Consider the following 20352-nt stretch of genomic DNA (forward strand, 5'->3'; position numbering starts at 1 on the left):
TTCCAACCGCTGGATCGGGGTGCGGTCGGGAGCTCCCGACGGAATGAAGGCGCCCCACTGCTTGCGCGGAGATTTCGGTGCCTCCGGAGCCGTCGACCGTGCGCGGGCCGCCAACGTCAGCGACGCCGCAGCCAGCGCGCCCAGGCGCAGAACATCACGGCGGCGACGAGATGTCGGTCGCACCACGGCTTGGTAGTTCCCCTCGCGGGTTGCGGCGTGGCGGTGACCCGACCCGCCGGCGTGAGGGCCTCGATCCATTCGTCCCACGTGACGTCAGACGTGTACGCGGAGTGCTGATGAATAGTGTCCGCTGGATAGTCTCCTGGTGACGGGTCGGGCAGCCATACCTCGAGCGGCGCTATTTCACGCCGGAGCACGTACCGCGGAACGGATGCGGACACCGATCCCGCCGCTCCACACTGGGGTTGCGGATTCAGGTCACCGGTCACCGACCCCTGCATGTACGGCCGGAAGCCGTCTCGTCCCGCCACCGCGACCACCCCGTCACCGATGTAGTCGGTGAACCGGACGAGATTGATCCACCGATCCTCCAAGGCGCTCCGCAGTTGCTCGTGCGTGTCGTGATTCAGCACCGACGGAAAGGCACGGCCGTATGCCCAACCGAGCTGCGAACCGTAGGTCAGTAGCGAGAGCTTTCGCTCGGCGGGGACACCCAGGGCGTGGAGGCGGTGGGCGAGCGCGTACATGATGAGCGAACCCTGACTATGGCCGCCGAGCACGAGTGGTGCGTTTTCGTCGTCGGGCAGAACCTTGGGAATCGTTGTGGTGACGAACTTTTCGAGATCTCGGATCGCGCGCGGCGCATATGCTGGCGGTACCAGCGGGTGTGCCTCCCGCGGCCAGAACGACCCGAGGTCCCACAGCACACCAAGCGCCCGACCGGCGTTGCGTGGGCTCTTCGCCGCGTTGTACACCGCGCGCAAAATCAACCCCGCGAACGCCACCAGCGCGAGGGTTCCCACGGTCTCGATCCACTCGGTTGCGCTGACGAGAGAGTGGCAAAACCGTGCGACGGCCCCGGCCGCCACCGCCACCGTCGTGACGATCGCCAAGGCCGTTGGAGTCGCAAGCTTCCCCGTCGCCAACTTCCACCGGATCGTTGGGATCTTCTCCGGCGTGACTCGTGCCTGGAGGGCAATCGCGAGCGTCTGGCGCGGGCTCTTCCGAAAGAGCGCAATCCCGACCACGACGAGAACGATGGTCGCGCACACCATCGTGGTGGCGCCCCACATCCACGCCGTCGACATGTACACCCGGGGGAGTGTCATCGACGTCTCACGAAGATTGTGCGCACCTATGAGGCCCCCCAGCCAGCCGATCGTCTGGTCGAAGACGTTCCTGGGTGCCGCCTCGTCGGACGTCACGACGACTACGCCGATCACCAGGCGAGTAAGTGCGACGCCCGCACCGGCACCCACCAGCACAGCAAGGGCGGCCACACTGGGAGCGTGCATGCCCCACAACCACACTCGTGTGATCCGCGGTTCTCGCATCATCGCCTTGCGGAACGGAAGACTGACGACGACGGTCATGAACGCTGCAGCTGCGACGAGTAAGGCTGCGGCGAAGAAAAGCCAGTCGAGCATCGAGCCGTCGATTACCTGCCGGGTTCCGTCGCCTGCGCCGCGGAATCGGTTCGGCAGCACCCAGACCATGATGACGAACAGCGTCAGCGCACCCAGCGCCATCCAGCCCAGCGCGAACCAGGAGACGAATAACCGCCACATCCAGCGCAACCGGGAAGTGGGACCTCCCAAGTGCGCATCGCCGCCCGACGCCCGCGGATCATTGCACAGCGCGGTGGCGCACACCGCGATGATCAGTACCACACCGAACCCCATGGTCACCCACCAGCCGGCGTGCCACCCGCCGACCAGGTTCCAGCCCACCAAGGTGATTCCGGTTACCGCGTGGGTCGTCAACAGCAATGTCGCGCGCGAATCGGTGGGGCGCACGAACTCGTCGCGCGCGATGGGCGGCGCGGACGAGAGAGCGTCGTTTGCAGATCCGGGCTTCTCGGTGCGCAGATCGCTATCGTTGTCGCCCCGTAGCGACACGAAGGCGCCCAGAACGAAGACAGCGGCCAGGATGAGCACAACCACGACGGATCGCATCTGGCCATCCTGCATGCCGAGATTCACGGCGTGCCAACGCCATCCCCAGTCGTCGGCCAGCCACGCCCAGCAGCGCGGACCGCCGTCGTCGGTGCGCCGACATTGATTCGCGAGGACCTCGGCAACCAGGTATGTGATCTGGGTGACCAAGATTGCGGTGAGTGCCAGCCCCACCAGGCGGAACAGCGCACGGGTGAGGCCCATCGCCAACGTCCATCCCGCGCAGGCGGAACCGTCGGGGCGTCGTTTCACCGGCGGCAGCATCCAGATGGCGACATTGGCCATCACGAACGGCGCGAACAGTGCCCATATCGCCTGCGAGCGCAGGCCCGACGTCATTGTGGCCCACCGGTAGCCGAACCGATCCTGGGTGCGTTCGATGTGGCGCGGTGCCTTCGGGTAGGTGGTGAATTCGCCCCGATAGTCACTGCCCAGGGTGCCGGGCACGGCTACCACTCGTGGCGAATCCAGAATTGTTTCCGACGTTGTGCCGCTCACACCGTGGGTGAGCAGCATTAGCGGTTTCTTCGTCGCGTCTGTCGGTTGCTCACCACCGTCATGGTTGCCGGCCATGGGCAATTCTAACCTCAGCCGACCGACGCGACGGCCCCGTTTCGGTTGATCTCCCACCGCTTGCTCGTGTGATCGGTGCGGTGCAGCACCGACGCCGCGGTGGCGCGTTCGGTGGGTGTGATCCGGACGAACACCTCCCCGTCCTGCGCGTGGTCGAGGACGTCGGTGGCCAGCCGCGTAACACTGTGCGCCACTACGGGATCAACCGTACCGGTGGCGCCGGAGTCGTCGATGAGCACCACATCCACACCGCGTTTGCGGGCGCGGAACACCGGATTGTCGAGATCGAGTTCCGACATCAGCGGCGCACGAAGACGGTCGCGCAGGTGGGCTTCGAGCACCGCGCAGCCGACGCGCTCGTCGGCGGTGAGTTCGTCGCCGGACGCGATGCGTTCGAGCAACGGGCGTGCGAGCTGGTCGAGGTGACGCACCTGGCGGTTGCGTTCGTCGCGGGCGGCGCCGTCGGCGGCCAGCGCGGCCACCTGCCGGGTGGTCTGGTCGCGGAGTTCGAACACCTGACTGGTGGTGGGCCGCAACGTGACTGCGAACAGACCGCCGAGCGCCATGGGCGCGGCATCGACCAGGGCCAACCCGGCCGCGGCTATCGCCGATTGGCCCGTCGCCGTGCCCCACAGTGCGAAAAGCATTACGACGCACACCAATCCGATCCACGGAATCAACACCCGGCCCCGCACGCCCATGAACACGTACACCGCCGCAGCGGCTCCGTGGGTCATGGACACCAGGCCCGTCGCCGCGGCCGACGCCGGGATCGCCGAGAGCATCAGCGCGGCGCCCAACGGACCCGCGGCGGTGAGCAACCACGTGGTGGTGATCGGAAGCGGATCACCCGGTGCGCGGATCACCGCTATCGACGCCGACACGAAGATCAGCGTGCCGGTTACGATCCCCCACGCGTTGGTGACGAGCGGGGCCGAGGTGATCACGGTGACGCAGAGCGCGGTGAGGTAGATACCCAGTACCGCCATCGCCTCGGGGCGTCGCAGACCGAGGAGGTCGCGTACGTCGCGCGGCCCGTCGAGCACCACACCGGATGTCAGAGTCCCCATGTCAGCGCCGCCACCTCAGGTGCACACGCGTCCCGCGACCGGGCCGGGAGTCGATGGTCGCGTCGCCGCCCGACAGTCGCCTCATGCGGCCGCGGATGCTGACCGCGATGCCCAGTCGCGACGCCGGGACCGTGGCGGGATCGAAGCCGGCGCCGTCGTCGACGATGTCGACGCACAACTCGTCGGGCGACGTCGTGACCGACACCGATGTCGTGGCGCCCTCGCCTGCGTGGCGACGGCTGTTGCGAACGGCCTCGGCTGTCGCGGCCGCTATCGTCATCACCGCGTTCCCCGGATAAGTGGTGTGCGCGTCACCGATCACCGTGCGCGCCCGCATCGTCGGATCGACCAGCATCACGACGCCGGCGATGTGTTCGCATGCTTCGGGGGCCGTCACCGTGCTGCGGTCGACGGGATCGGCGGCCTGCTCCACCGCGGCCAGCGCTTCACGCGCACTCTGGGCGAGCTCGGGTGAGGCGCCGTTGCGGGCGGCGAGCAGCAACGTCGACATCACGCTGTCGTGGGTCAACGCATCGAAGCGATGCCGCTCGGCCGATCGCGCTCCGGCCGCCGCGGCCGCGGCGGTGGCCGAGAGCGCCCGTGCCCGGGAGCTGTCGAGGATCCCGGTGACCCGGATTCCCATCACCGCGGCCGCCACGAAGATGAGCGAGAACGCGTACCCCCAGAACAGTCCCGGTAGAAAGGGATCGGTCTCGGTGGTCGGCCTGGCCAGTAGATCGATGATGCCCGTGTTGGCGATGAACACCGCGAGCACACCGAAGGCCGCCCACGGCGGAAAGGCCAGGGCCGCTGAGATCGCGGCCAACCCGGGAAAGAGCGCGAACCACACCACCTGCGCGGTACCCAGCGGGCTGCCGTCCCACGCCGGCCACCACAGCACGCCGACGAGTAGGTAGCCCACCACGTTCACCCCGGCGACGATCCGCAGGCGTCTGATGTCGGCGTGACGGCTCAACGGTCCCATAGCCAGCCCGGTGCCGATGGACAGCACCAGCGCCACCGGCGTCCACCACGCCGCGGTCACGCGGGCCGCGGCGAGGATGAGCGGAATGCACAGCACGGCATACATCACGTAGCCGGCCGCGATGAACAGCGACACCTGCCGCAGGATTCGACGTCCGGCGTAACGGTCTCGCCGGGCGTCGACCCCCGTCAGTGGTCCTGACGCCGGGGAACCGGTAGCCATCCGTCTTCGATCGCTCGCTTGTACAGGTCGGTCTTGGTGGGCGCGGGGCGGCCGGCCGAGGCGTAGCGTGCGCGAATGCGGTTTACGTAGTCGCTGACGGTTTCGGGCGACAGGTGCAGTTCGGCTCCCACCCGGGCGGTGGATTCGCCGGCCGCGTAGAGCTCGAGAACCCGCCGCAGCTGCGGCGTGAGTTCGACGAAGTCGTCGTCGGAATCGATGGCCGACGCCCAGTCGATGCCGGCGACGGCGTTTCCGGTGAGCGCCTGACGTATCGCCGCCAGCAGTTCCCGTTCACGAGCGTTCTTCCGGATCATGCCCATCACTCCGGCGGCCGCGGCCTCGCGGATCAGATACCTCTCGTCACCCGAGGTATAAAGCAGTACCGGGATGTCGGCCGCTCGCAGCGAGCCGATGTTCTCCGTGGGTGCCGTCCCGTCGTCGAGTCTCAGGTCGAGCAGCACCAGGTCGAGGTCCCGGGTCACCGCCAGCAGGTCGGCCACCGTGTCGGCCCCGGCGGCCAGATGCATGTCGGGCTGGGCATCAAAGGTGGCGCGCAGGCCCCGCACGATCTGCTCGTGGTCGTCGACCACACCGATACGATGCGGGGCGCGCTCCTCGCTCATGGCAGTATCATTACCGATGCGCGGGTCCGCTGCACAAACGTAGTCGAATCCGAAACGGCCGTTGTAGTTCTCGGGCGCCCACGGCGCCTTCCTCCACCAATTCTCGACATCGCGAATGCGCCGCCGTATCCAATCTGTTGCATTTTCTTCGCCGTAATGGTGCGTGGAGTTGCCGCCACCTGCGATGGCTTCTGCCTACGCTGCAAAAACACAGGTCAAATCCCGTCGGCCAGGGGAGTCATCGTGACCACAGCGCAGCGCGTCCGACGTGCCGCTGCGCTGCTGGCCGTCATCTCGGCGATGATTCTGTCCGGGTGCGGAAAAAGTCCGGAAACCTCGTCACAGATCAACGCCGAAACCGGTCACAACGGTGGTGTTTCGGAGAACGTTCCCGCGGACTTCGACACCACGTTCCGATGGATTCCCGATTCCGTATTCGACGTCTCGAGTCCGGAGGGAACGTTTGTACGCGCCTTCGTCGAATCCTTCGAACTGGCCAACGCCAGCGGTTCCACGCACTGGGGATATCCGGGTTTCGCGGAGGCGGCGCCGTCGAACATCGCGCAGATGATCAGCGTCTACCCGTCGACGGTGTCCGACTCCCGGCCTGGTGTCGGGACGGTGTTCTTCACCGGACTGCGTCGGGTCGACGACGGGGCGTGGACGCGCCTGGTGCTCTGCCGCTACGGATACCGCTCGGTCCGGGAAACAACCGGCCGGCACACCGACTGGCTCTCCGGGATGGACAGCCCCCGGCCGGTCGAGATCGACTTCCGCCGCGGGTTGGTGATGCCGCCGACGGCCGTGAAGGGCACCGCCCGCACCCCGGGCGCACGTGTCTTCGGTGACTGGTACGCCACCCGGTACGACTTCGCGGCCGTGTACCCGACGCCCACCGCCGATCAACTCGCTTGTGCGGCCCAAGTTCCCGCTTCGGTCCCGCATCGCGCGCCGGTTCGGGGACCCCAACCGTGGAAGCCGATGGCGCCGAGCCCCGGCTGGTCGTCGACGGCCGTGCTCTAGCCGACGCAGTTCGCGCGGGTCCTGTCCGCTCGCGCGGGTGGTCGACGGTCCGCGGGAGCAGAGAAGCCCCGCGAGACCCCCGGCCCTGCAGCGTGTAACCCATCCACGCAGTGTGAACCGAGCCGGTAGAGTCCCGGGACCATGGGGTGTTTGCGACGCGGCGCGTGGATTCCGATCGTTGCGGTGGCAGCGGGTCTGTCGGCGGCGGCGGTGACGACGGTGACGAGTGCACCCGCGCACGGCGCGGTGTCGTCGCTGCGGATCGCCCCTCCCGGCGGTACCGGAAAGTACGGCGCCGGCTGCTCCTACACCGTGACGGCGCGAGTCACCGGCAATGGGCCGGTGGTGTTCTCGGTCCGCCAGCCCACCCGGCTGCGTCACGGTGGCCTGCTGACATTCACCAACACCGTTGTGCCCGAACGTCGTATCGCGGTGTTCCACTGGTCGCCCGTGGTGGAAGGACGGTACGTGCTCGCCGCCCGGCAGCAATCGTCAGGCAAGTGGGTGGGCAAGGTGGCCGACGTGTCGGCGCCACTCGACCTCGGCAGCACCTGCTCGGGGTTGTGACCCAGTTCGCTTACCTCGGTGCGTGAGGCGGGAAACACCGGGAGGCCGCCCTGCGTCACGTCATGCTCGAGTTGCGGCCGATATTTAGCGGTGGAAACATCGGCCCTACCGCTCCTTCGGGGCGGCGGTCAGCGAGAGAGTCGGGGCTATCTCGCTGATGTCGAATTACGCGTGGGTCGGATTCTGCGTTCATGTCGCAATCCGCACCGACGCCGACTTTGCGTTGCACAGCCCATGAGTTCAATGACCCTGGAGGGTCTTCATGGCACCAATCGACCAGCTTTTCGGGATCTGGGACGAGTTTCCCGAAAGGCATTCACGGCCAACAGTTTCCGTCGTCCTACCGGTGCTCAACGAGGCACGAAACCTTCCGCACGTCGCCGAACGGATGCCACACGACATCGACCAGCTCGTCGTCGTGGACGGGCACTCCTCGGACAACACGGTGGAGGTCAGCCGACAGCTGTGGCCCGACGCGGTGCAGGTGACGCAGACCCGCAAGGGTAAGGGAAATGCGCTGAGCTGCGGATTCGAGGCCGCCACCGGCGACATCATCGTCATGCTCGACGCCGACGGCAGCACCGACCCGCAGGAGATCCCGCGGTACGTCAACGCGCTGACCTGGGGCGCCGACTTCGCCAAAGGGTCGCGCTTCACCCGATGCGGCGGCAGCGCCGACATCACGCGCATCCGCCGCATGGGCAACTGGGGCCTCAACTCCATCGTGAACGGCCTGTTCGCAAGTCGTTTCAGCGACCTCTGCTATGGGTACAACGCCTTCTGGCGCCACTGCCTCGGGGTGATCAACCTGCCCGCGTCGCACCTACCGCATCCCCAGTGGGGTGACGGTTTCGAGGTGGAGACGCTGATGAACGTGCGGGTGGCGGCCAGCGAGCTGCGCATGGTCGAGGTGCCCAGCTTTGAATCCGAACGCATCCACGGGGTGAGCAACCTCAACGCGATCAGCGACGGTATGCGGGTATTACGCACCATCCGAAGGGAATTCGCCACACACCGGCTGGAGCCACCCATAACGGTGTCAGCGCGGGCGCCAGTCGCGACGTCCGCCTCCTGACGCCACTTCGCTCGGAATCGGGGTCCGAACGACGTGGACGGCACAACAACACACGGCACGCACACAACACACAGCGGTTCCGACGAACGCTTCGGTTCGGCGAGGCTGCACGGCGACGCGATCGCGGTGGCGTTCTCGTCGATCGGCAATGCCGCTCTGGGAGTGGTGTTCTGGGCAGTCGCCGCGCGACTCGTCCCGCCGCATCAGCTCGGCGTGATGACCGCGGTGCTCTCGGTCATCACGTCGCTGGCCTCGGTGGTCGCCGCCGGGGTGGGTGACGCGTACACCGCGCTGCTCCCGGCCACCGGGAGCGGACGCACCCAGGTGTATCGACGCGGGCAGCGGCTGTTTCTGGTGCTCTCGGTGATCGCCGGTGTTCTCGGTGCCGCCGTGGCCGTTTCGCTGTTGCGCGAGATCCGCGGATCGGTGGCGGTGGGCGTCCTCATCGCGGCGGGCGTGGTGGCGTGGGGTGCCTTCACCCTGCAGAACTCCACGATGGTTGCGATCGGACGGGCACGGTGGGTTCCGCTGGCCAACCTGGGGGCCGGTCTCGGCAAGATCGCGCTGCTCGTCGTGTTCGTCCTCACCGTGTCGTGGCACGCGGTGGAATTGTCGGCGGTGATCGCGGTCCTCGCCGTGGCACTGGTGCTGCGGCCGATCCTGGGCAGGCTCATCACCAGCGGTGACCGGTTACCGGAGGCGGGCTCGGTCTCGGTGCACGAATCGATCCCCGAGTTCAATCGGGTCGTGCGGCAGACGATCTCGTTGTCGTCGCTGGGGCTCGGGCTGCTCACCCTCACACCGTTCCTGGTCACCGTGTTCGCCGGCCCCCGCCAGGGCGCACTGTTCGCGCTGTGCCTGACCATCGTGGCCACCTTCGACTTCATCGGTGCGTCGATGGCCGTGTCGCTGGTGGTGCACGCGTCCGGGGTGCCCGAGGAGTCCGACGCGATGGCCCGCACCATCCTGCGCCGGGCCGCGACGATCACCCTGGCCGGGACGGTGGTGGCCATCGCCGTCGTACCCCCCGCACTGCAGATCCTCAACCCGGCCTACCCGTGGCAGCAGTCGCTGCCCGTGATCGTCGTACTGTGCCTCGGCACGCTCACCCGGGTGCCCTACCTGGTGTGGACGGCCATCCAACAGGCACGACGAAACCTACGAATGCCGCTGGTGTTCAACGCATTCACCGCGGTGCTGATGCTCGCACTGCTGCCCGTGCTGTGTCACGGGTTCGGCGCCCTCGGCGGGGCCGTCGCGCTACTCGTCCATCAGCTGGCGCTGAGCGTTGCCGCCGCCGCCCACCACGTCATCACCACGCGGGCACACACCCGCCAGGAGGAAACCACATGACCACACCGACAGGTGCCGTCACCACCGTCGTCGTCGAACCCGTCACCGACGTGCCACACGATCTCGACCTGTGGCCGGGTGCGGTGTGGGTCGGCCAGATCGAACAAGACACCCTCACCGTCGATGCCCTCGACCTCGTCGACGGCCGACGGTTCACCACCGCCCGGCTGTTGATCCGCCGGTCGGGCACACCCGTCGGCTTTCTCGAGGTGCCGATCGTCGACGGTCTCGTCGACACCACCGATCTGCGAGACCGCGCGCACGCCCTGCCGGCCGTCCCGGCCACCGCACCGGCCGCACCGGCACCGGCCATCTCGGTGGTGATCTGCACCCGCGACCGGCCCGATCACCTCCGCACCATGCTGGCAAGCCTCGACGTGCTCGACTACCCGGAGTTCGAGGTGGTGGTGGTCGACAACAATCCGCCCAGCGGGCTGACCGCGGCGGTGGTGGACGAGCACGTCGGCGTGCCGGTCCGCGTCGTGGATGCACCCGGTCAGGGATTGTCGGTGGCCCGCAACACCGGCCTGCGTGCCGCGGCGCACCCCATCGTGGCGTTCACCGACGACGACGTGGTGGTCGATGCGCACTGGCTCACCAACATCGCCGCCGGCTTCGCGCGGGACCCGCGCGTCGCGTGCGTGTGCGGCATGGTGCCCACCTCGGAGCTGCTCACTCCGGCACAGTCGTACTTCGACCGCCGGGTGGGGTGGGCGCAGCACTGGGCGCCCGCCACCTACGACCTGCGCGAACAACTCGACGACGACCTGTTCCCGCTCCACGTGTCGCAGTTCGGCACGGGCGCGAACTTCGCGGTCCGTCGCGACGTCGCGATGCAACTCGGCGGCTTCGACGAGGCGCTCGGTGCCGGAGCGCCCACCGGCAGCGGCGAGGACATGGACATGTTCGTCCGCGTGCTGCTCTCCGATCATGTCCTCGTCCGGGAACCGTCGGCGCTGATCTGGCACAGCCATCGCCGCACCGCCGGGGAACTCGACGCCCAGCTCTACAACTACGCCGTCGGACTCACCGCGCTCATGTGGAAACTGGTGCTGCGGCCACGCACGGCCCTGCTGGTGATGCGACGCGTTCCCGCCGGGTTCCGGCACATGCGGTCGGTGATCGTCGTCGACGACGCCGCGGCACGCACCGCCGATCCGGCGCTCGACCACGTCACCGACCGCGAACGGGAGGGCTTTCTGCGTGGCCCGTGGGCGCTGATGCGGGCCCGGTGGGCGGGCCGGATCGCCGCGCCGCTCAAGACCCCGGCGACCGCACTCGGGCGGCGGCTCGACATCCGGCACCAGACGATGTGGGGTGACCCGCCCGGTCCCGTCGTGCAGGCACAGATGACGTCGATCGCCTTCGTGTTCGGTGTGCTCGGCCTGCTCGGCGCCCTGCCCGCGCTGCCCGGTGCTATTCGCGCGGTGGCGACCCTCGCGCTGGTACTCCTCGGGCCGGGCGCGCTGATCTTGTCGTTCTACCCTCGCCTGCCCGGCTACGCGCGCGCCGCGCTGATCCCGGTGACCGGGGTGGCGATCACCATCCTCGCGGTGAACCTGCCGCTGCTGCTGGGCGTCTACCGGCCGACGGCGACGATGCTGGTACTGGCCGGTGTCACCGCCGCCGGTGCGTTGCTGCGCAGGTTCTGGTTATCGGAGCGGGCGGGGCGGGTGGCGACATGAGCACCGCCACCATCGTCGAAACCTCGACAGCACCCACTGATTCGCGCGCCGAGCCCGCTCGCACCCCACCCCGGCGCAGTGGCCTGCCGTGGCTGATCCTGGTGGCGGCGCTGGTCGCATTCGGGTACGGGGTCACCACCATCCGGGACTCACCGATGAGCCTGTTCGGTCTACTGGCGTCGGCATCGCCGGTGTACGCGGCATCGATCCTATTGGCGGCCTGCGGATTCGGGATGGCGCTGCGCCGCGGCAACACAGCGGCCTGCTGGGCGGGCATCGGGGTGATGATCATCTGCCTACGGTTGCCGCGGGTGGTGAGCACCGAGGTGCCCATGTATGCCTGGACGTACAAGCATCTCGGTGTCGTCGACTACATTTCGCAGCACCGCGCGCTGGCGCACGGGGTGGACATCTACAACGGCTGGCCGGGATTGTTCGCCCTGACGGCATGGTTCTCCGACCTCACCGGCATCTCCGCGGTCGACATCGCGCATTGGTTCACACCGGTGTTCCACGTGGCGCTGGCCGGCCTGATGTACGCGGTGGCCCGCGCGTGGCGGCTCACCCGCGATCAGGCGCTGATGGCCACCTTCCTCGTGGTGACGCTCAATTGGGTCGAGCAGGACTACTTTTCGCCGCAGGCGATGGGCATGCTCCTCACCTCCGGCATCCTCATCCTCGTCGGTCTCGGCCGTCACCGCCGCACCGGTGTGGTGCTTGTCTGTGTGCTGTTCGCGGCGTTGACCATCACCCATCAGCTCACGCCGTACTGGGTGCTGCTGGCCGCGGTGCTGCTGGTGGTGGGCCGCAAACTGCGGCCCTGGTGGATGCTGGTCCCGATGGCGGTGATCCTGGTGGCCTTTCTGCTCACCAATCTCGATGTCACCAGCAACTATTCGATCCTGTCGCTGGACGTCCTGAAGAACGTCAAGACCAACGACGCCAACATCGGTGCCACCGGTCAGCGGGTGACGAGCTGGGTGATGCGCGGCCTCACCGGATCGATCTGGGTGGCCACCGTGGTGGTGCTGGCGACGCGGTGGCGCCGCAAACAGGAGTTCTGGGCGGCCGCAGTGCTCGCGTTGAGCCCGATCCTGATCCTGGGCGGGCAGGGCTACGGCGGCGAGGCCATCTTCCGGGTGTTCCTCTACTCCCTGCCGGGATGCGCGATCGTACTGTCGCCCTTGTGGGTACGCGGTCTGCGGGCCCACGGGCGCCGACTCGTCGTCGCGTTCGGCGCGCTGCTGATGGCCACCGCGATGGCCGCGCAGGCGTACTTCGGAAGCTGGTACACCAACCTGATCACCCGGCCGCAGCTCACCGTCGCCGACGCGCTGCTCGATCGTGGTGACCTTCCCGCGTACATGACACCGATGGTTCCGGCGTGGCCTGAGCGCAGCGACGCCAATTACGTGGCGTACGCCGAGTGGGCCGACAGCTTCGATCACGAGATGATCTTCGCGACCGGCCTGATCCCCACCGACTTCGGTTCCCCCGAGAGCTACCGGACGCTGATGTCGCTGGTCGATGCGCGCGCCGAACCCACCTACATCGTCTTGAGCACACCGATGAAGGCCTACGGCAACTATTTCGGCGTGTTCCCCGGAAACGCCATGGACAACCTGCAGAAGCACCTGCGATCGGATTCCGGATGGACACCCGTGGTGGCGCAATCCGACGTCTGGGTCTACCGCTTCGATCACTCCGATCACTCCGATCAGGGAGGAACACCGTGAACACAACCGTCCGTATCGAACGTCGCGACCGCCCGTGGCTCGACGCCCGCACCGTCTACCTACTCGGCCCGCTGCCCGTGCCGGGAATCGACGAAGTACGCCGCAGGCTCCATGCCTACGCGCGTCTCAACCCCAACAGCCGCATCACGTGGGCGCTGAGCGGCGACAGACGACACTGGCTGGTGCGGCCGTCGCTGCCCGATGACGCAGTGACACAACGCGAGTGGGCTCCCAGGGCGACGATCGAGCAGGTACTCGACGACCTGTACCAGGACGCCTCGCTGCCCACCCCGGTGTCGGTGGTCTGCTACCCCGAACACATCGCCCTGGTATCCACCCACGGGCTGTGGGACGGGCGGAACAACACCGCCATGGCCGAGGCGGTGGCCGGTGCCGCGGTGTCGGCGGACTATCCCCTGTGGCAGGCGCAACCGGGCGGCAGCGCCCCGCTGCTCCACGCGGCGGCCCGGACATTCGTGCGGCATCCCGATCGGCTCCTCGCCGCCATCCGAGACAGGCCGAAAGGCACTGCACCCACTGGGGACCCGGTACGTATGCCATGGGCTCCGGCGGTCGGGTCGGCATTTGCCACGGTGCCCAACGGCCCCCTCGACGCCGCCGTTGCCGCGGCCGCCGAGAGGGGAGAGCGCATCAGCAGATTCGCGCTGCTGAGTGCGATGCTGCTCGACCGCTGCACCCGGTTCGGCCTGCAGATCGAGCCGACCGTCAACATCATGGTCGATCTGCGAAAGTACCTGGGGGATCAGTGGATCGACGGCAACTTCGTGGCCACCGTGCCGATCAGCGTGGATAGCGGTGTCACCGCGAGCGAGGTGGCCGCCACCATCCGGAGCACCTTGAAGTCGGGCCGACCGGTGGCCGCGCAGGTGCTCACCTCGCTCCGCGTGGGTGGCCGGAGAGCGCCGCAGCGGCCGCCCACCTCGGTCGTTCGCGACGCACCGGCAGCCTTGACCATCACCCAGGTGGGTGACGTGTCGCGCATGTCGCTGCCGTTCTCCGACTCCGGTCCGGCGATCCTCGCGCAGACCGCCGCCCCGGCCGGACCCACCGGTGTCACCGTGGCATTCAACCACTCCCACGAGGTCACCATCCTCTCGGCCTGCGCGCACCGGAACGTCGTCGACATGGAACTGCTGAACAAGGTGTTCGCCGCCATGGCCGAGGATCCGGGGCGGCCCTCGTCCGCCGGCCCGGGAGGTTCGCGATGACCGGGGTGATGGTGGTGACGGTGGAGTCGGAGGTCACCGGCGCCGAGCAGAGTCTGCTCAACATCGCCCCCCTCATGGGCGAGCGCGACGTTGACATGATGCTGGCGACCGTGACCGGCGGGGGATTGGAGAAGGTCTGGCGCGCTCGGGGTCTCGACTTCGTGGCACTGTGTCTTCCTCGGCGACAGGGATTTCGGCCCAACTCGGGTGAGGGATACAGCGGGGTGCGTGAATCCGTATCGTTGCCCGCGCGGACACTGATGTCCGTCGTGCGCATCGGAGCGCTGGCCCGTCGGCGCAGAGTGGACGTGATCCATTCCAACCGGCTGATCACCCACCTCGACTGCGCTCTCGTCGGCCGCCTCACCCGCACCGGATCGGTGATCGAACTGCACGACATCGTGGCACCGGGAATCGGCCGGTGGGCGATGGGCGTGGCCGCGGTGCTGGCCGGGCGGGCGGTGGCCGTCAGCGGCGCGGTGCGCGACCAGTTGCCGCGCTGGGCGCGGGGGAACGTGGTGGTGATCCCGCAGAGCGTCGACCTCACCCGTTTCGGTGACGCACACGGCACCTCGAGTTGGCGGAGCAAGATTGCCGACTCGCCCGATGATCCGGTGATCGCCGCGGTCGGCCGCATCGATCCGGAGAAGGGACTCGACATCCTCATCCGTGCCGTCGCGCTGATGCGCTGGTCGGGCAGTGCGGCCCAGCTCGTGCTGGTGGGGTCACCCGGTAAGGACGCCGCCGGAGAGTGTTTGACCGGGCTCCGGGAACTCGGCGAACAACTGCTGGGCAACGCATTCCGGTACCTGACGCAGGTCGACGACGTCGCCGGTGTGCTGCGTGCGGTGGACGTGCTGGCCTGCCCGTCGTACGAGGAGCCCTTCGGCATGATCATTCTCGAAGCCCAGGCATGCGGCGTTCCCGTGGTGGCCTGCGACAGCGGGGGGCCCGCCGAGTTCATCGACGACGGCGAAACGGGACTGCTGACACCTCCCGGCGATGTCGCCTGTCTGGCCAGGGCTCTCGGCACACTCCTCGACGATCCGGACCTCGCCAAGCGCGTCGGCTCGGCCGGGCGCGACCGTGTGTACGAACGGTTCACCGCCGAGGTCCGCGCCGACAGGTTCGCGGCTCTGTACCGAGAACTCGCGAGGTGAGCCGATGAACTCGACGACCAGGCGGCTGATGCTGACAGCCGTCGCGATGCTGCTGGGCATCGTTGCCATGCTGACCGCCTGCACCAACTCGTCGGCGCCGGTGTCGCGTCTGGCCCGGCTCAACACCACCATCGACGGACAGCGGGTGCTGGCGCTCTATCGGGCCGGAACCCCGGTCAACGGCGTGGTGATCTACTTCCACGGCCTCGACCGCGACGAGACGGTGATCGAATCCGATGGGGCGCATCGCGAACTCACCACCGCGTTCGCCGACGCCGGCTATCCTGTGGCGGCGAGCTCCGCGAGCGGTAATGCGTACGGCAACAGCGCATCGCAGGCCGACTATGCCGCGCTCATCGCGGCGGCGAAATCGAACTTCAAGACCGATCGGGTGTTGTTCGTTGCCGAGTCGATGGGCGCGGTGGCCGCGGTGAACTTGATGGCGCAGGACCGCAACCACACCATCCGCGGTCTGGCGGGCATCAATCCGTTGCTGAATCTGAACGTCGGGCCCGCGCAGTATCTGGCCGTCGCGCATCAGGTGAATCCCCAGTATGTGCGCACCAGCCCGGTGGATCTTCCGGTGGAGTCTTTGCGCGGCAAAGATTTCCGGTTCTACCTCGCCGACCGAGACCAACTGGTGCTCACACCCACCAACGCCGACCTGTTCGGCTCACGTTTCGGAGGGGTGGCCAACATTTCGACGGTCGAGTGCACCGGCGAGCACCTCGACGCGTCGTGCATCCAGGGAAAGGACATCTTGCGATGGTTCTCGGGTCTCGACCCGCGCTAGTCTGCGACCAGCCGGAGCGGGTGATGGTGATCGGCTCCGGGACCCGGTTCATGAGCGGAATCAGTCAATACACCTACGCATTGGCCACCGCTTTCAGTGCCGAGCACCGGACGTCGGTGATCCTGATGCGTCAACTGGTTCCGCGGAGGTTCTATCCGGGAGCGCGGCGGGTGGGTCACCGCATCGCCGAATACCGGTATCCCGACGATGTGCGCGTGCACGACGGGGTGGACTGGTGGGTGATGCCGTCGATTCTTGGGGCGTGGCGCATGATCTGGCGGGAACGGCCCGACCTGGTGGCCGTGCAGTGGTGGACCGGTGCCGTGGCGCATCTCTATCTGTTGCTGCTCGTGGTGGCCCGGCTGCGCGGCGCGCGTGTGGTGTTCGAGATGCATGAGCTGCAGGACACCGGAGAAGCACGAATCGCGTTGGTGCCCTTGTACACCCGGGTGATGCTGCGGTTGATGTCCCCGATGATCGACGGGTACGTGATCCACTCCGAGGCCGACCGGGCGCCGTTGGCCGCGGCGCAGCCGCTCGGTGATCGTCCCGTCGACGTGATCCGGCACGGTCCGTTCGCCAACTATGCCGGCGGCGATCCGTTGCGGGAGGCGCCGGCCGAGTGTGTGAACCTCACGTTTTTCGGCACCATCCGCCCCTATAAGGGGTTGGAGGATCTGGTGCGTGCCTTCAACACGTTGCCCGACGTGGATCGCTTCTGGCTCACGGTGATCGGTGAGACGTGGGAAGGTTGGACACTTCCCGGCGAGTTGATCGCGCAGAGCCCGCACCGTGATCGCATCACCTTTGTCAACCGGTATGTGACCGATCGCGACGCCGCGCGGTGGCTGGCCGGCGCCGATGCATTGGTGCTGCCGTATCGGCGCTCGTCGGCCAGCGGCCCGCTGCACGTGGGGATGGCGCTGGGACTGCCCGTTGCGGTGTCGGCGGTGCCGGCGCTGGTCGACGCGGCGCGCGACTATGACGGGTGCGTGTTCTTCGCACCGGATGATGTGGACGCGCTGCGGGCTCGACTCCAGACGTTGGCGGCGATGGCGGGTTCGCGGTTCGACGACCCGTCGTCGTGGGGCGAATCCGTGGCACACTACCGGCGTCTGTACGCGCAGATGATCGACCCCGACGATCCCCACCTCAACCAATCTCGCCACCTGAAGGACAAGGCACCGAACCGATGAATGCGATGTCGCTGATCAACCGCCGCCACGCCGGGCGTCGTCGAGTGTGGTCGATGACGTTCGTCGCGCTGCTCGCGACCCAGTTGCTGGCTGCGTGCGACAAGGACCCGGCGGGGGCCGTCCCACCGCAGGCAACACTCGTCGCGGGCGAGAACTGTCCGCAGACCGCAGCGCGGACTCAGGGGTGGAGGAACGTCGCCTTCCGTGACGACTTCACGAATGCTGCGTCGTCACAGAACAATTGGTGGATCTACGATGGTCCGGGCAATGGCGGGCACGGGCGGCGCACACCGGCGGCGTTGTCGGTGGCCGGCGGAATGCTCACGTTCACTGCGGACTCGCTGGGCAATTCCGGTGGTATCGCGCAGAAGACGGGATACGTCGGCAAATATGGTGCGTGGGAGACGTGTATCAGATCGTCGATGTCCGCACCGGCGTATCATTCGGTGGCCCTCCTCTGGCCCAACGACAATGCATGGCCGGTCGGCGGCGAGATCGACTTCATGGAAATCCGCGACCCGATGCGCACCAACCTGGAATACAACCTGCATTTCGGTGCGGTCAACCACGTTGAATCCCATTCGAGGACGATCAATGGACTGCAGTGGCACAGTTACGCCGTGCAATGGACTCCGACGCGGATCTCGGTCTTTGTCGACGGAGTGATGTGGGCGCAGAGCACCGATGTGTCGCGGTTTCCACGCGGTTCGATGCACCTGTGTCTGCAGCTCGACAATTTCGGTGGGATGACGGTACCCGGCGCGCAGATGCAGGTGGATTGGGCAGCACAATACCGGCCGTGAAACGGCACGCATCCGATCGCGAAACAGCTACTGCCAGTAGGCAACTACATCAGTGCGCAGCGCCGTAGGCCTCGACGATTTCCTTCGGCAGTCGCCCACGGGCGCTGACGGTATATCCCTGTGCCGTGGCCCATTCGCGAATTCGCGAATGGCGACGGAGTCGGCTGCCGCCCCCGTTTTGGTGCCGCGTGGCTTGGCGGTGCGAGGAGCAGTCGACTGTTTGCGACCGCCGACACGTGTGGAAACCTCCAGCAATTTGGCAATGGTGATCTTGCCGGTCTCGACCTTCTCGAGGTTGGCGCTGGAGACGTCGAGTTGATATTCCACGCCCAGCCACGACCACGAAATGGTGTGGACGTCGTCGGGGTCGATTTCCTTGCCGTCGAGGTCGTCCACGAAGGCGATTGATTGGATGGTAGCCACGCGAACACGATAGCGCATTTGTCATCCGATCGAACGACGTGTCCCGATCCGGTGGGTCACTCGCATTACCGAGTCAGACGCCGCTGTTCCGACTCTGTCCGCGGTACTTGCGGTGGTACTCGTCGTAGAGGTCGGCATTGCGGATGCGTTCCTGGTGCTTGACGAGTTCGGGATCGAGTCCGTGCTGTTCGAGGCGGTGGCGGCGATAGATCGTGTTGAGTGCGACCGAGAAGAACACGTAGGCGATCGGGATGGGTGCGAACATGATGAATCGCACTCCCCAGTCGGCCGGCACGAACAGCATCGGCAGCATCAGCAGGATGCACGGGATGGCCCAGCGCACCACCATGCGCCATGCGGCGCCCCTGCCGGCGAGATCTTTGGCCACCCAATCGCGCATCGACGGCGGCAGCGTGGCGCCGTAGCAGTAGCGGACGTATTGCCAGCCCCTGGGGCGGGCGGTGTTCTCGGCCATGAGTTCCTCAGATCCAGCGAATCAGTAGCGTGCTACCGAGTAGTATAGCGGGCCGTCAAGTGTGGGCCGAAGCCGGTGGATGTGCGGGATGTGCAGTTAGTGGAAGTGATCAAGACTGTGCATACCGCCAACTTCGGCGTGTGCGGCGTGCTCAAGATGCACCACGCGTTGCGTCGGGACGGCCATGACGTCGGTCGCGAGCAGACCCGCTGGCTGATGTGGCTGGCAGGGGTGCGTGGTGGGCACCGCGGCCGGACTGTCTTCACCACCCGACCGGATCCGTCCGCTGAGAAACCCGCAGACTTGGTGAAGCGGAAGTTCGTTGCCGAGCAACAGAAAATACGCTGTGGGTGGTGGACATCACGTACGTGCGTACGTGGCAGGGATTGGGCGTGTCAGATGGTCTGTGTGAGTCCAGTGCTCATTAGTAAGAGGAAGATCTATGAGCATGTTGTTAGACGACAAGCAGCGGGCAACGACGACGACCACCGGCCGTCTGAGCTGGTCGAGCCGCGTTCGACTGCGAGGTAGCCGAGGTGTTGGCAGCCTCGGGCATGGTCGATGAGTTAGTTGTCTTCCCGCAGCTGTCGTGACGTCGGCGCCACGACGGCGTCACGTTTCGCTGGCGCCCAGGGGCTGTGACGGCTCTTGATGTCGTAGTAGGTGCTCGGGGCCATTCGCACGCCTGCGCTGCGCAAGGCAGTGGGGATGAGGCTCGACCCCGAACTCTTCCCGCTGGTCGTCGACGAAGGCGACTACTTCTTGTGTTGGCGCTCGAGCTCCGCCCCGAAGAAGGACGCTGGCCGCTTCAGTATCGCGTTGGCGCGCTTGATTTCTCGGACTTGCTGTTCCAGCTCTTTCACCCGAGCGGCTTCCGTGGGGACACACTCGGGGTGTGGCCGTCATCGATGTCGGCCTCTCGAACCCACGACCGCACTGATGACGTGTAAAGGCTCGGGACATGTTTGACGTCGTGTCGTCGGGACACCGTTGACATTTCGTTTCTTGTCGGTGTCGGTGTCGGTGGTTGCGGCCAGAGTGTCGGGGTGTCTTCCTCTGCCGAATCTGACTCCGACGCCGAGATCGCCGCACGGGTGACCGTGGAGGTCCGGTTCCGTGCGGTCACTGAAGTGAACCGCCCCGGGTCTGTCGGAGGCTCTCGAACCTGTGAAGGATGGAGAGCATGGCAGCACCACGCAAGTACAGTGAGGAACTCAAGGACCGGG

The 20352-nt window shown here is 66.8% G+C and carries 18 protein-coding genes, 2 pseudogenes and 1 other annotated feature; of the genes and pseudogenes, 12 read left to right on the top strand and 8 right to left on the bottom strand.

The window, feature by feature from the left end; all coding sequences use genetic code 11:
* Positions 1 to 116: 116 nt before the first annotated feature.
* The 4 genes from ACWDTD_RS10240 to ACWDTD_RS10255 are packed head-to-tail and all read right to left on the bottom strand — an operon-like array spanning position 117 to position 5608.
* Positions 117 to 2708, bottom strand: coding sequence for a hypothetical protein (locus ACWDTD_RS10240; RefSeq protein ID WP_449746978.1), 2592 nt, complete (start codon positions 2706 to 2708; stop codon positions 117 to 119).
* Between the two features lie 14 nt (positions 2709 to 2722).
* Positions 2723 to 3778: a hypothetical protein gene (locus ACWDTD_RS10245; RefSeq protein WP_449746979.1), complete on the bottom strand. Its 1056-nt coding sequence runs from the start codon at positions 3776 to 3778 to the stop codon at positions 2723 to 2725.
* A 1-nt stretch (position 3779) separates the two neighbouring features.
* Entirely contained in the window at positions 3780 to 4898 is a 1119-nt protein-coding gene (locus tag ACWDTD_RS10250; RefSeq protein WP_449746980.1) for a sensor histidine kinase, read from the bottom strand.
* Between the two features lie 53 nt (positions 4899 to 4951).
* On the bottom strand, positions 4952 to 5608 hold the full coding sequence (locus ACWDTD_RS10255; protein ID WP_449746981.1) for a response regulator: 657 nt from the start codon (positions 5606 to 5608) through the stop codon (positions 4952 to 4954).
* Between the two features lie 240 nt (positions 5609 to 5848).
* Here ACWDTD_RS10255 and ACWDTD_RS10260 point away from each other — a divergent pair, with 240 nt between their 5' ends.
* The 11 genes from ACWDTD_RS10260 (at position 5849) to ACWDTD_RS10310 (ending at position 18228) form a co-directional block, all read left to right on the top strand.
* Positions 5849 to 6631 (top strand): hypothetical protein, encoded by a 783-nt coding sequence (locus ACWDTD_RS10260; protein WP_449747014.1) that lies wholly within the window; start codon positions 5849 to 5851, stop codon positions 6629 to 6631.
* A gap of 141 nt (positions 6632 to 6772) precedes the next feature.
* The gene (locus ACWDTD_RS10265) at positions 6773 to 7198 is read left to right on the top strand and encodes a hypothetical protein (RefSeq protein WP_449746982.1); all 426 of its coding nucleotides are present in this window, start codon (positions 6773 to 6775) and stop codon (positions 7196 to 7198) included.
* 262 nt (positions 7199 to 7460) lie between these two features.
* The gene (locus ACWDTD_RS10270) at positions 7461 to 8273 is read left to right on the top strand and encodes a glycosyltransferase family 2 protein (RefSeq protein ID WP_449746983.1); all 813 of its coding nucleotides are present in this window, start codon (positions 7461 to 7463) and stop codon (positions 8271 to 8273) included.
* Positions 8274 to 8306: 33 nt separating this feature from the next.
* Positions 8307 to 9626, top strand: coding sequence for a lipopolysaccharide biosynthesis protein (locus ACWDTD_RS10275; protein WP_449746984.1), 1320 nt, complete (start codon positions 8307 to 8309; stop codon positions 9624 to 9626).
* Entirely contained in the window at positions 9623 to 11311 is a 1689-nt protein-coding gene (locus ACWDTD_RS10280) for a glycosyltransferase family 2 protein (protein ID WP_449746985.1), read from the top strand. The genes ACWDTD_RS10275 and ACWDTD_RS10280 overlap by 4 nt, the downstream gene beginning before the upstream one ends.
* Entirely contained in the window at positions 11308 to 13047 is a 1740-nt protein-coding gene (locus tag ACWDTD_RS10285) for a hypothetical protein (RefSeq protein WP_449746986.1), read from the top strand. Before ACWDTD_RS10280 ends, ACWDTD_RS10285 begins: the two co-directional genes overlap by 4 nt.
* Complete coding sequence (locus ACWDTD_RS10290; RefSeq protein WP_449746987.1) at positions 13044 to 14276, top strand: hypothetical protein; 1233 nt, start codon at positions 13044 to 13046, stop codon at positions 14274 to 14276. The genes ACWDTD_RS10285 and ACWDTD_RS10290 overlap by 4 nt, the downstream gene beginning before the upstream one ends.
* Complete coding sequence (locus tag ACWDTD_RS10295) at positions 14273 to 15436, top strand: glycosyltransferase family 4 protein (RefSeq protein ID WP_449746988.1); 1164 nt, start codon at positions 14273 to 14275, stop codon at positions 15434 to 15436. The genes ACWDTD_RS10290 and ACWDTD_RS10295 overlap by 4 nt, the downstream gene beginning before the upstream one ends.
* Positions 15437 to 15440: 4 nt before the next feature.
* Entirely contained in the window at positions 15441 to 16229 is a 789-nt protein-coding gene (locus ACWDTD_RS10300; protein ID WP_449746989.1) for a serine aminopeptidase domain-containing protein, read from the top strand.
* Positions 16230 to 16279: 50 nt separating this feature from the next.
* A complete protein-coding gene (locus ACWDTD_RS10305) occupies positions 16280 to 17425 on the top strand; it encodes a glycosyltransferase family 4 protein (RefSeq protein ID WP_449746990.1) in 1146 nt (381 codons plus the stop codon).
* On the top strand, positions 17422 to 18228 hold the full coding sequence (locus ACWDTD_RS10310; protein WP_449746991.1) for a glycoside hydrolase family 16 protein: 807 nt from the start codon (positions 17422 to 17424) through the stop codon (positions 18226 to 18228). The genes ACWDTD_RS10305 and ACWDTD_RS10310 overlap by 4 nt, the downstream gene beginning before the upstream one ends.
* 49 nt (positions 18229 to 18277) lie before the next feature.
* On the opposite strand, the gene ACWDTD_RS10315 is transcribed toward ACWDTD_RS10310, so the two are convergent.
* The 3 genes and pseudogenes from ACWDTD_RS10315 to ACWDTD_RS10325 form a co-directional block, all read right to left on the bottom strand.
* On the bottom strand, positions 18278 to 18571 hold the full coding sequence (locus tag ACWDTD_RS10315) for an Lsr2 family DNA-binding protein (protein ID WP_449747015.1): 294 nt from the start codon (positions 18569 to 18571) through the stop codon (positions 18278 to 18280).
* Positions 18517 to 18669 (bottom strand): annotated as a pseudogene (locus tag ACWDTD_RS10320) (Lsr2 dimerization domain-containing protein); the annotation flags it as partial. The gene ACWDTD_RS10315 and the pseudogene ACWDTD_RS10320, both read right to left, overlap by 55 nt.
* Before the next feature lie 55 nt (positions 18670 to 18724).
* A complete protein-coding gene (locus ACWDTD_RS10325; RefSeq protein WP_449746992.1) occupies positions 18725 to 19126 on the bottom strand; it encodes a DUF5313 domain-containing protein in 402 nt (133 codons plus the stop codon).
* A 99-nt stretch (positions 19127 to 19225) separates the two neighbouring features.
* Between ACWDTD_RS10325 and ACWDTD_RS10330 the strand changes: the two genes are divergently transcribed.
* Positions 19226 to 19657, top strand: a complete 432-nt coding sequence (locus ACWDTD_RS10330; protein WP_449747016.1) for an IS3 family transposase — start codon at positions 19226 to 19228, stop codon at positions 19655 to 19657.
* Positions 19658 to 19695: 38 nt separating this feature from the next.
* Here the strand turns inward: ACWDTD_RS10330 and ACWDTD_RS10335 are convergent.
* Positions 19696 to 20066: pseudogene (locus tag ACWDTD_RS10335) on the bottom strand (IS3 family transposase); the annotation flags it as partial.
* Positions 19795 to 19927 (bottom strand) — a sequence feature (AL1L pseudoknot). Its footprint overlaps the pseudogene before it by 133 nt.
* Positions 20067 to 20352: the final 286 nt, after the last annotated feature.

This window comes from Gordonia sp. NPDC003425 (genome assembly GCF_053588635.1).

Bases quoted from the DNA above. Each gene is read 5' to 3' on its own strand.
- ACWDTD_RS10240 (WP_449746978.1), bottom strand. From the start codon at position 2,708: ATGGCCGGCAACCATGACGGTGGTGAGCAACCGACAGACGCGACGAAG.
- ACWDTD_RS10245 (WP_449746979.1), bottom strand. From the start codon at position 3,778: ATGGGGACTCTGACATCCGGTGTGGTGCTCGACGGGCCGCGCGACGTA.
- ACWDTD_RS10255 (WP_449746981.1), bottom strand. From the start codon at position 5,608: ATGAGCGAGGAGCGCGCCCCGCATCGTATCGGTGTGGTCGACGACCAC.
- ACWDTD_RS10265 (WP_449746982.1), top strand. From the start codon at position 6,773: ATGGGGTGTTTGCGACGCGGCGCGTGGATTCCGATCGTTGCGGTGGCA.
- ACWDTD_RS10270 (WP_449746983.1), top strand. From the start codon at position 7,461: ATGGCACCAATCGACCAGCTTTTCGGGATCTGGGACGAGTTTCCCGAA.
- ACWDTD_RS10280 (WP_449746985.1), top strand. From the start codon at position 9,623: ATGACCACACCGACAGGTGCCGTCACCACCGTCGTCGTCGAACCCGTC.
- ACWDTD_RS10285 (WP_449746986.1), top strand. From the start codon at position 11,308: ATGAGCACCGCCACCATCGTCGAAACCTCGACAGCACCCACTGATTCG.
- ACWDTD_RS10295 (WP_449746988.1), top strand. From the start codon at position 14,273: ATGACCGGGGTGATGGTGGTGACGGTGGAGTCGGAGGTCACCGGCGCC.
- ACWDTD_RS10300 (WP_449746989.1), top strand. From the start codon at position 15,441: ATGAACTCGACGACCAGGCGGCTGATGCTGACAGCCGTCGCGATGCTG.
- ACWDTD_RS10305 (WP_449746990.1), top strand. From the start codon at position 16,280: ATGAGCGGAATCAGTCAATACACCTACGCATTGGCCACCGCTTTCAGT.
- ACWDTD_RS10310 (WP_449746991.1), top strand. From the start codon at position 17,422: ATGAATGCGATGTCGCTGATCAACCGCCGCCACGCCGGGCGTCGTCGA.
- ACWDTD_RS10325 (WP_449746992.1), bottom strand. From the start codon at position 19,126: ATGGCCGAGAACACCGCCCGCCCCAGGGGCTGGCAATACGTCCGCTAC.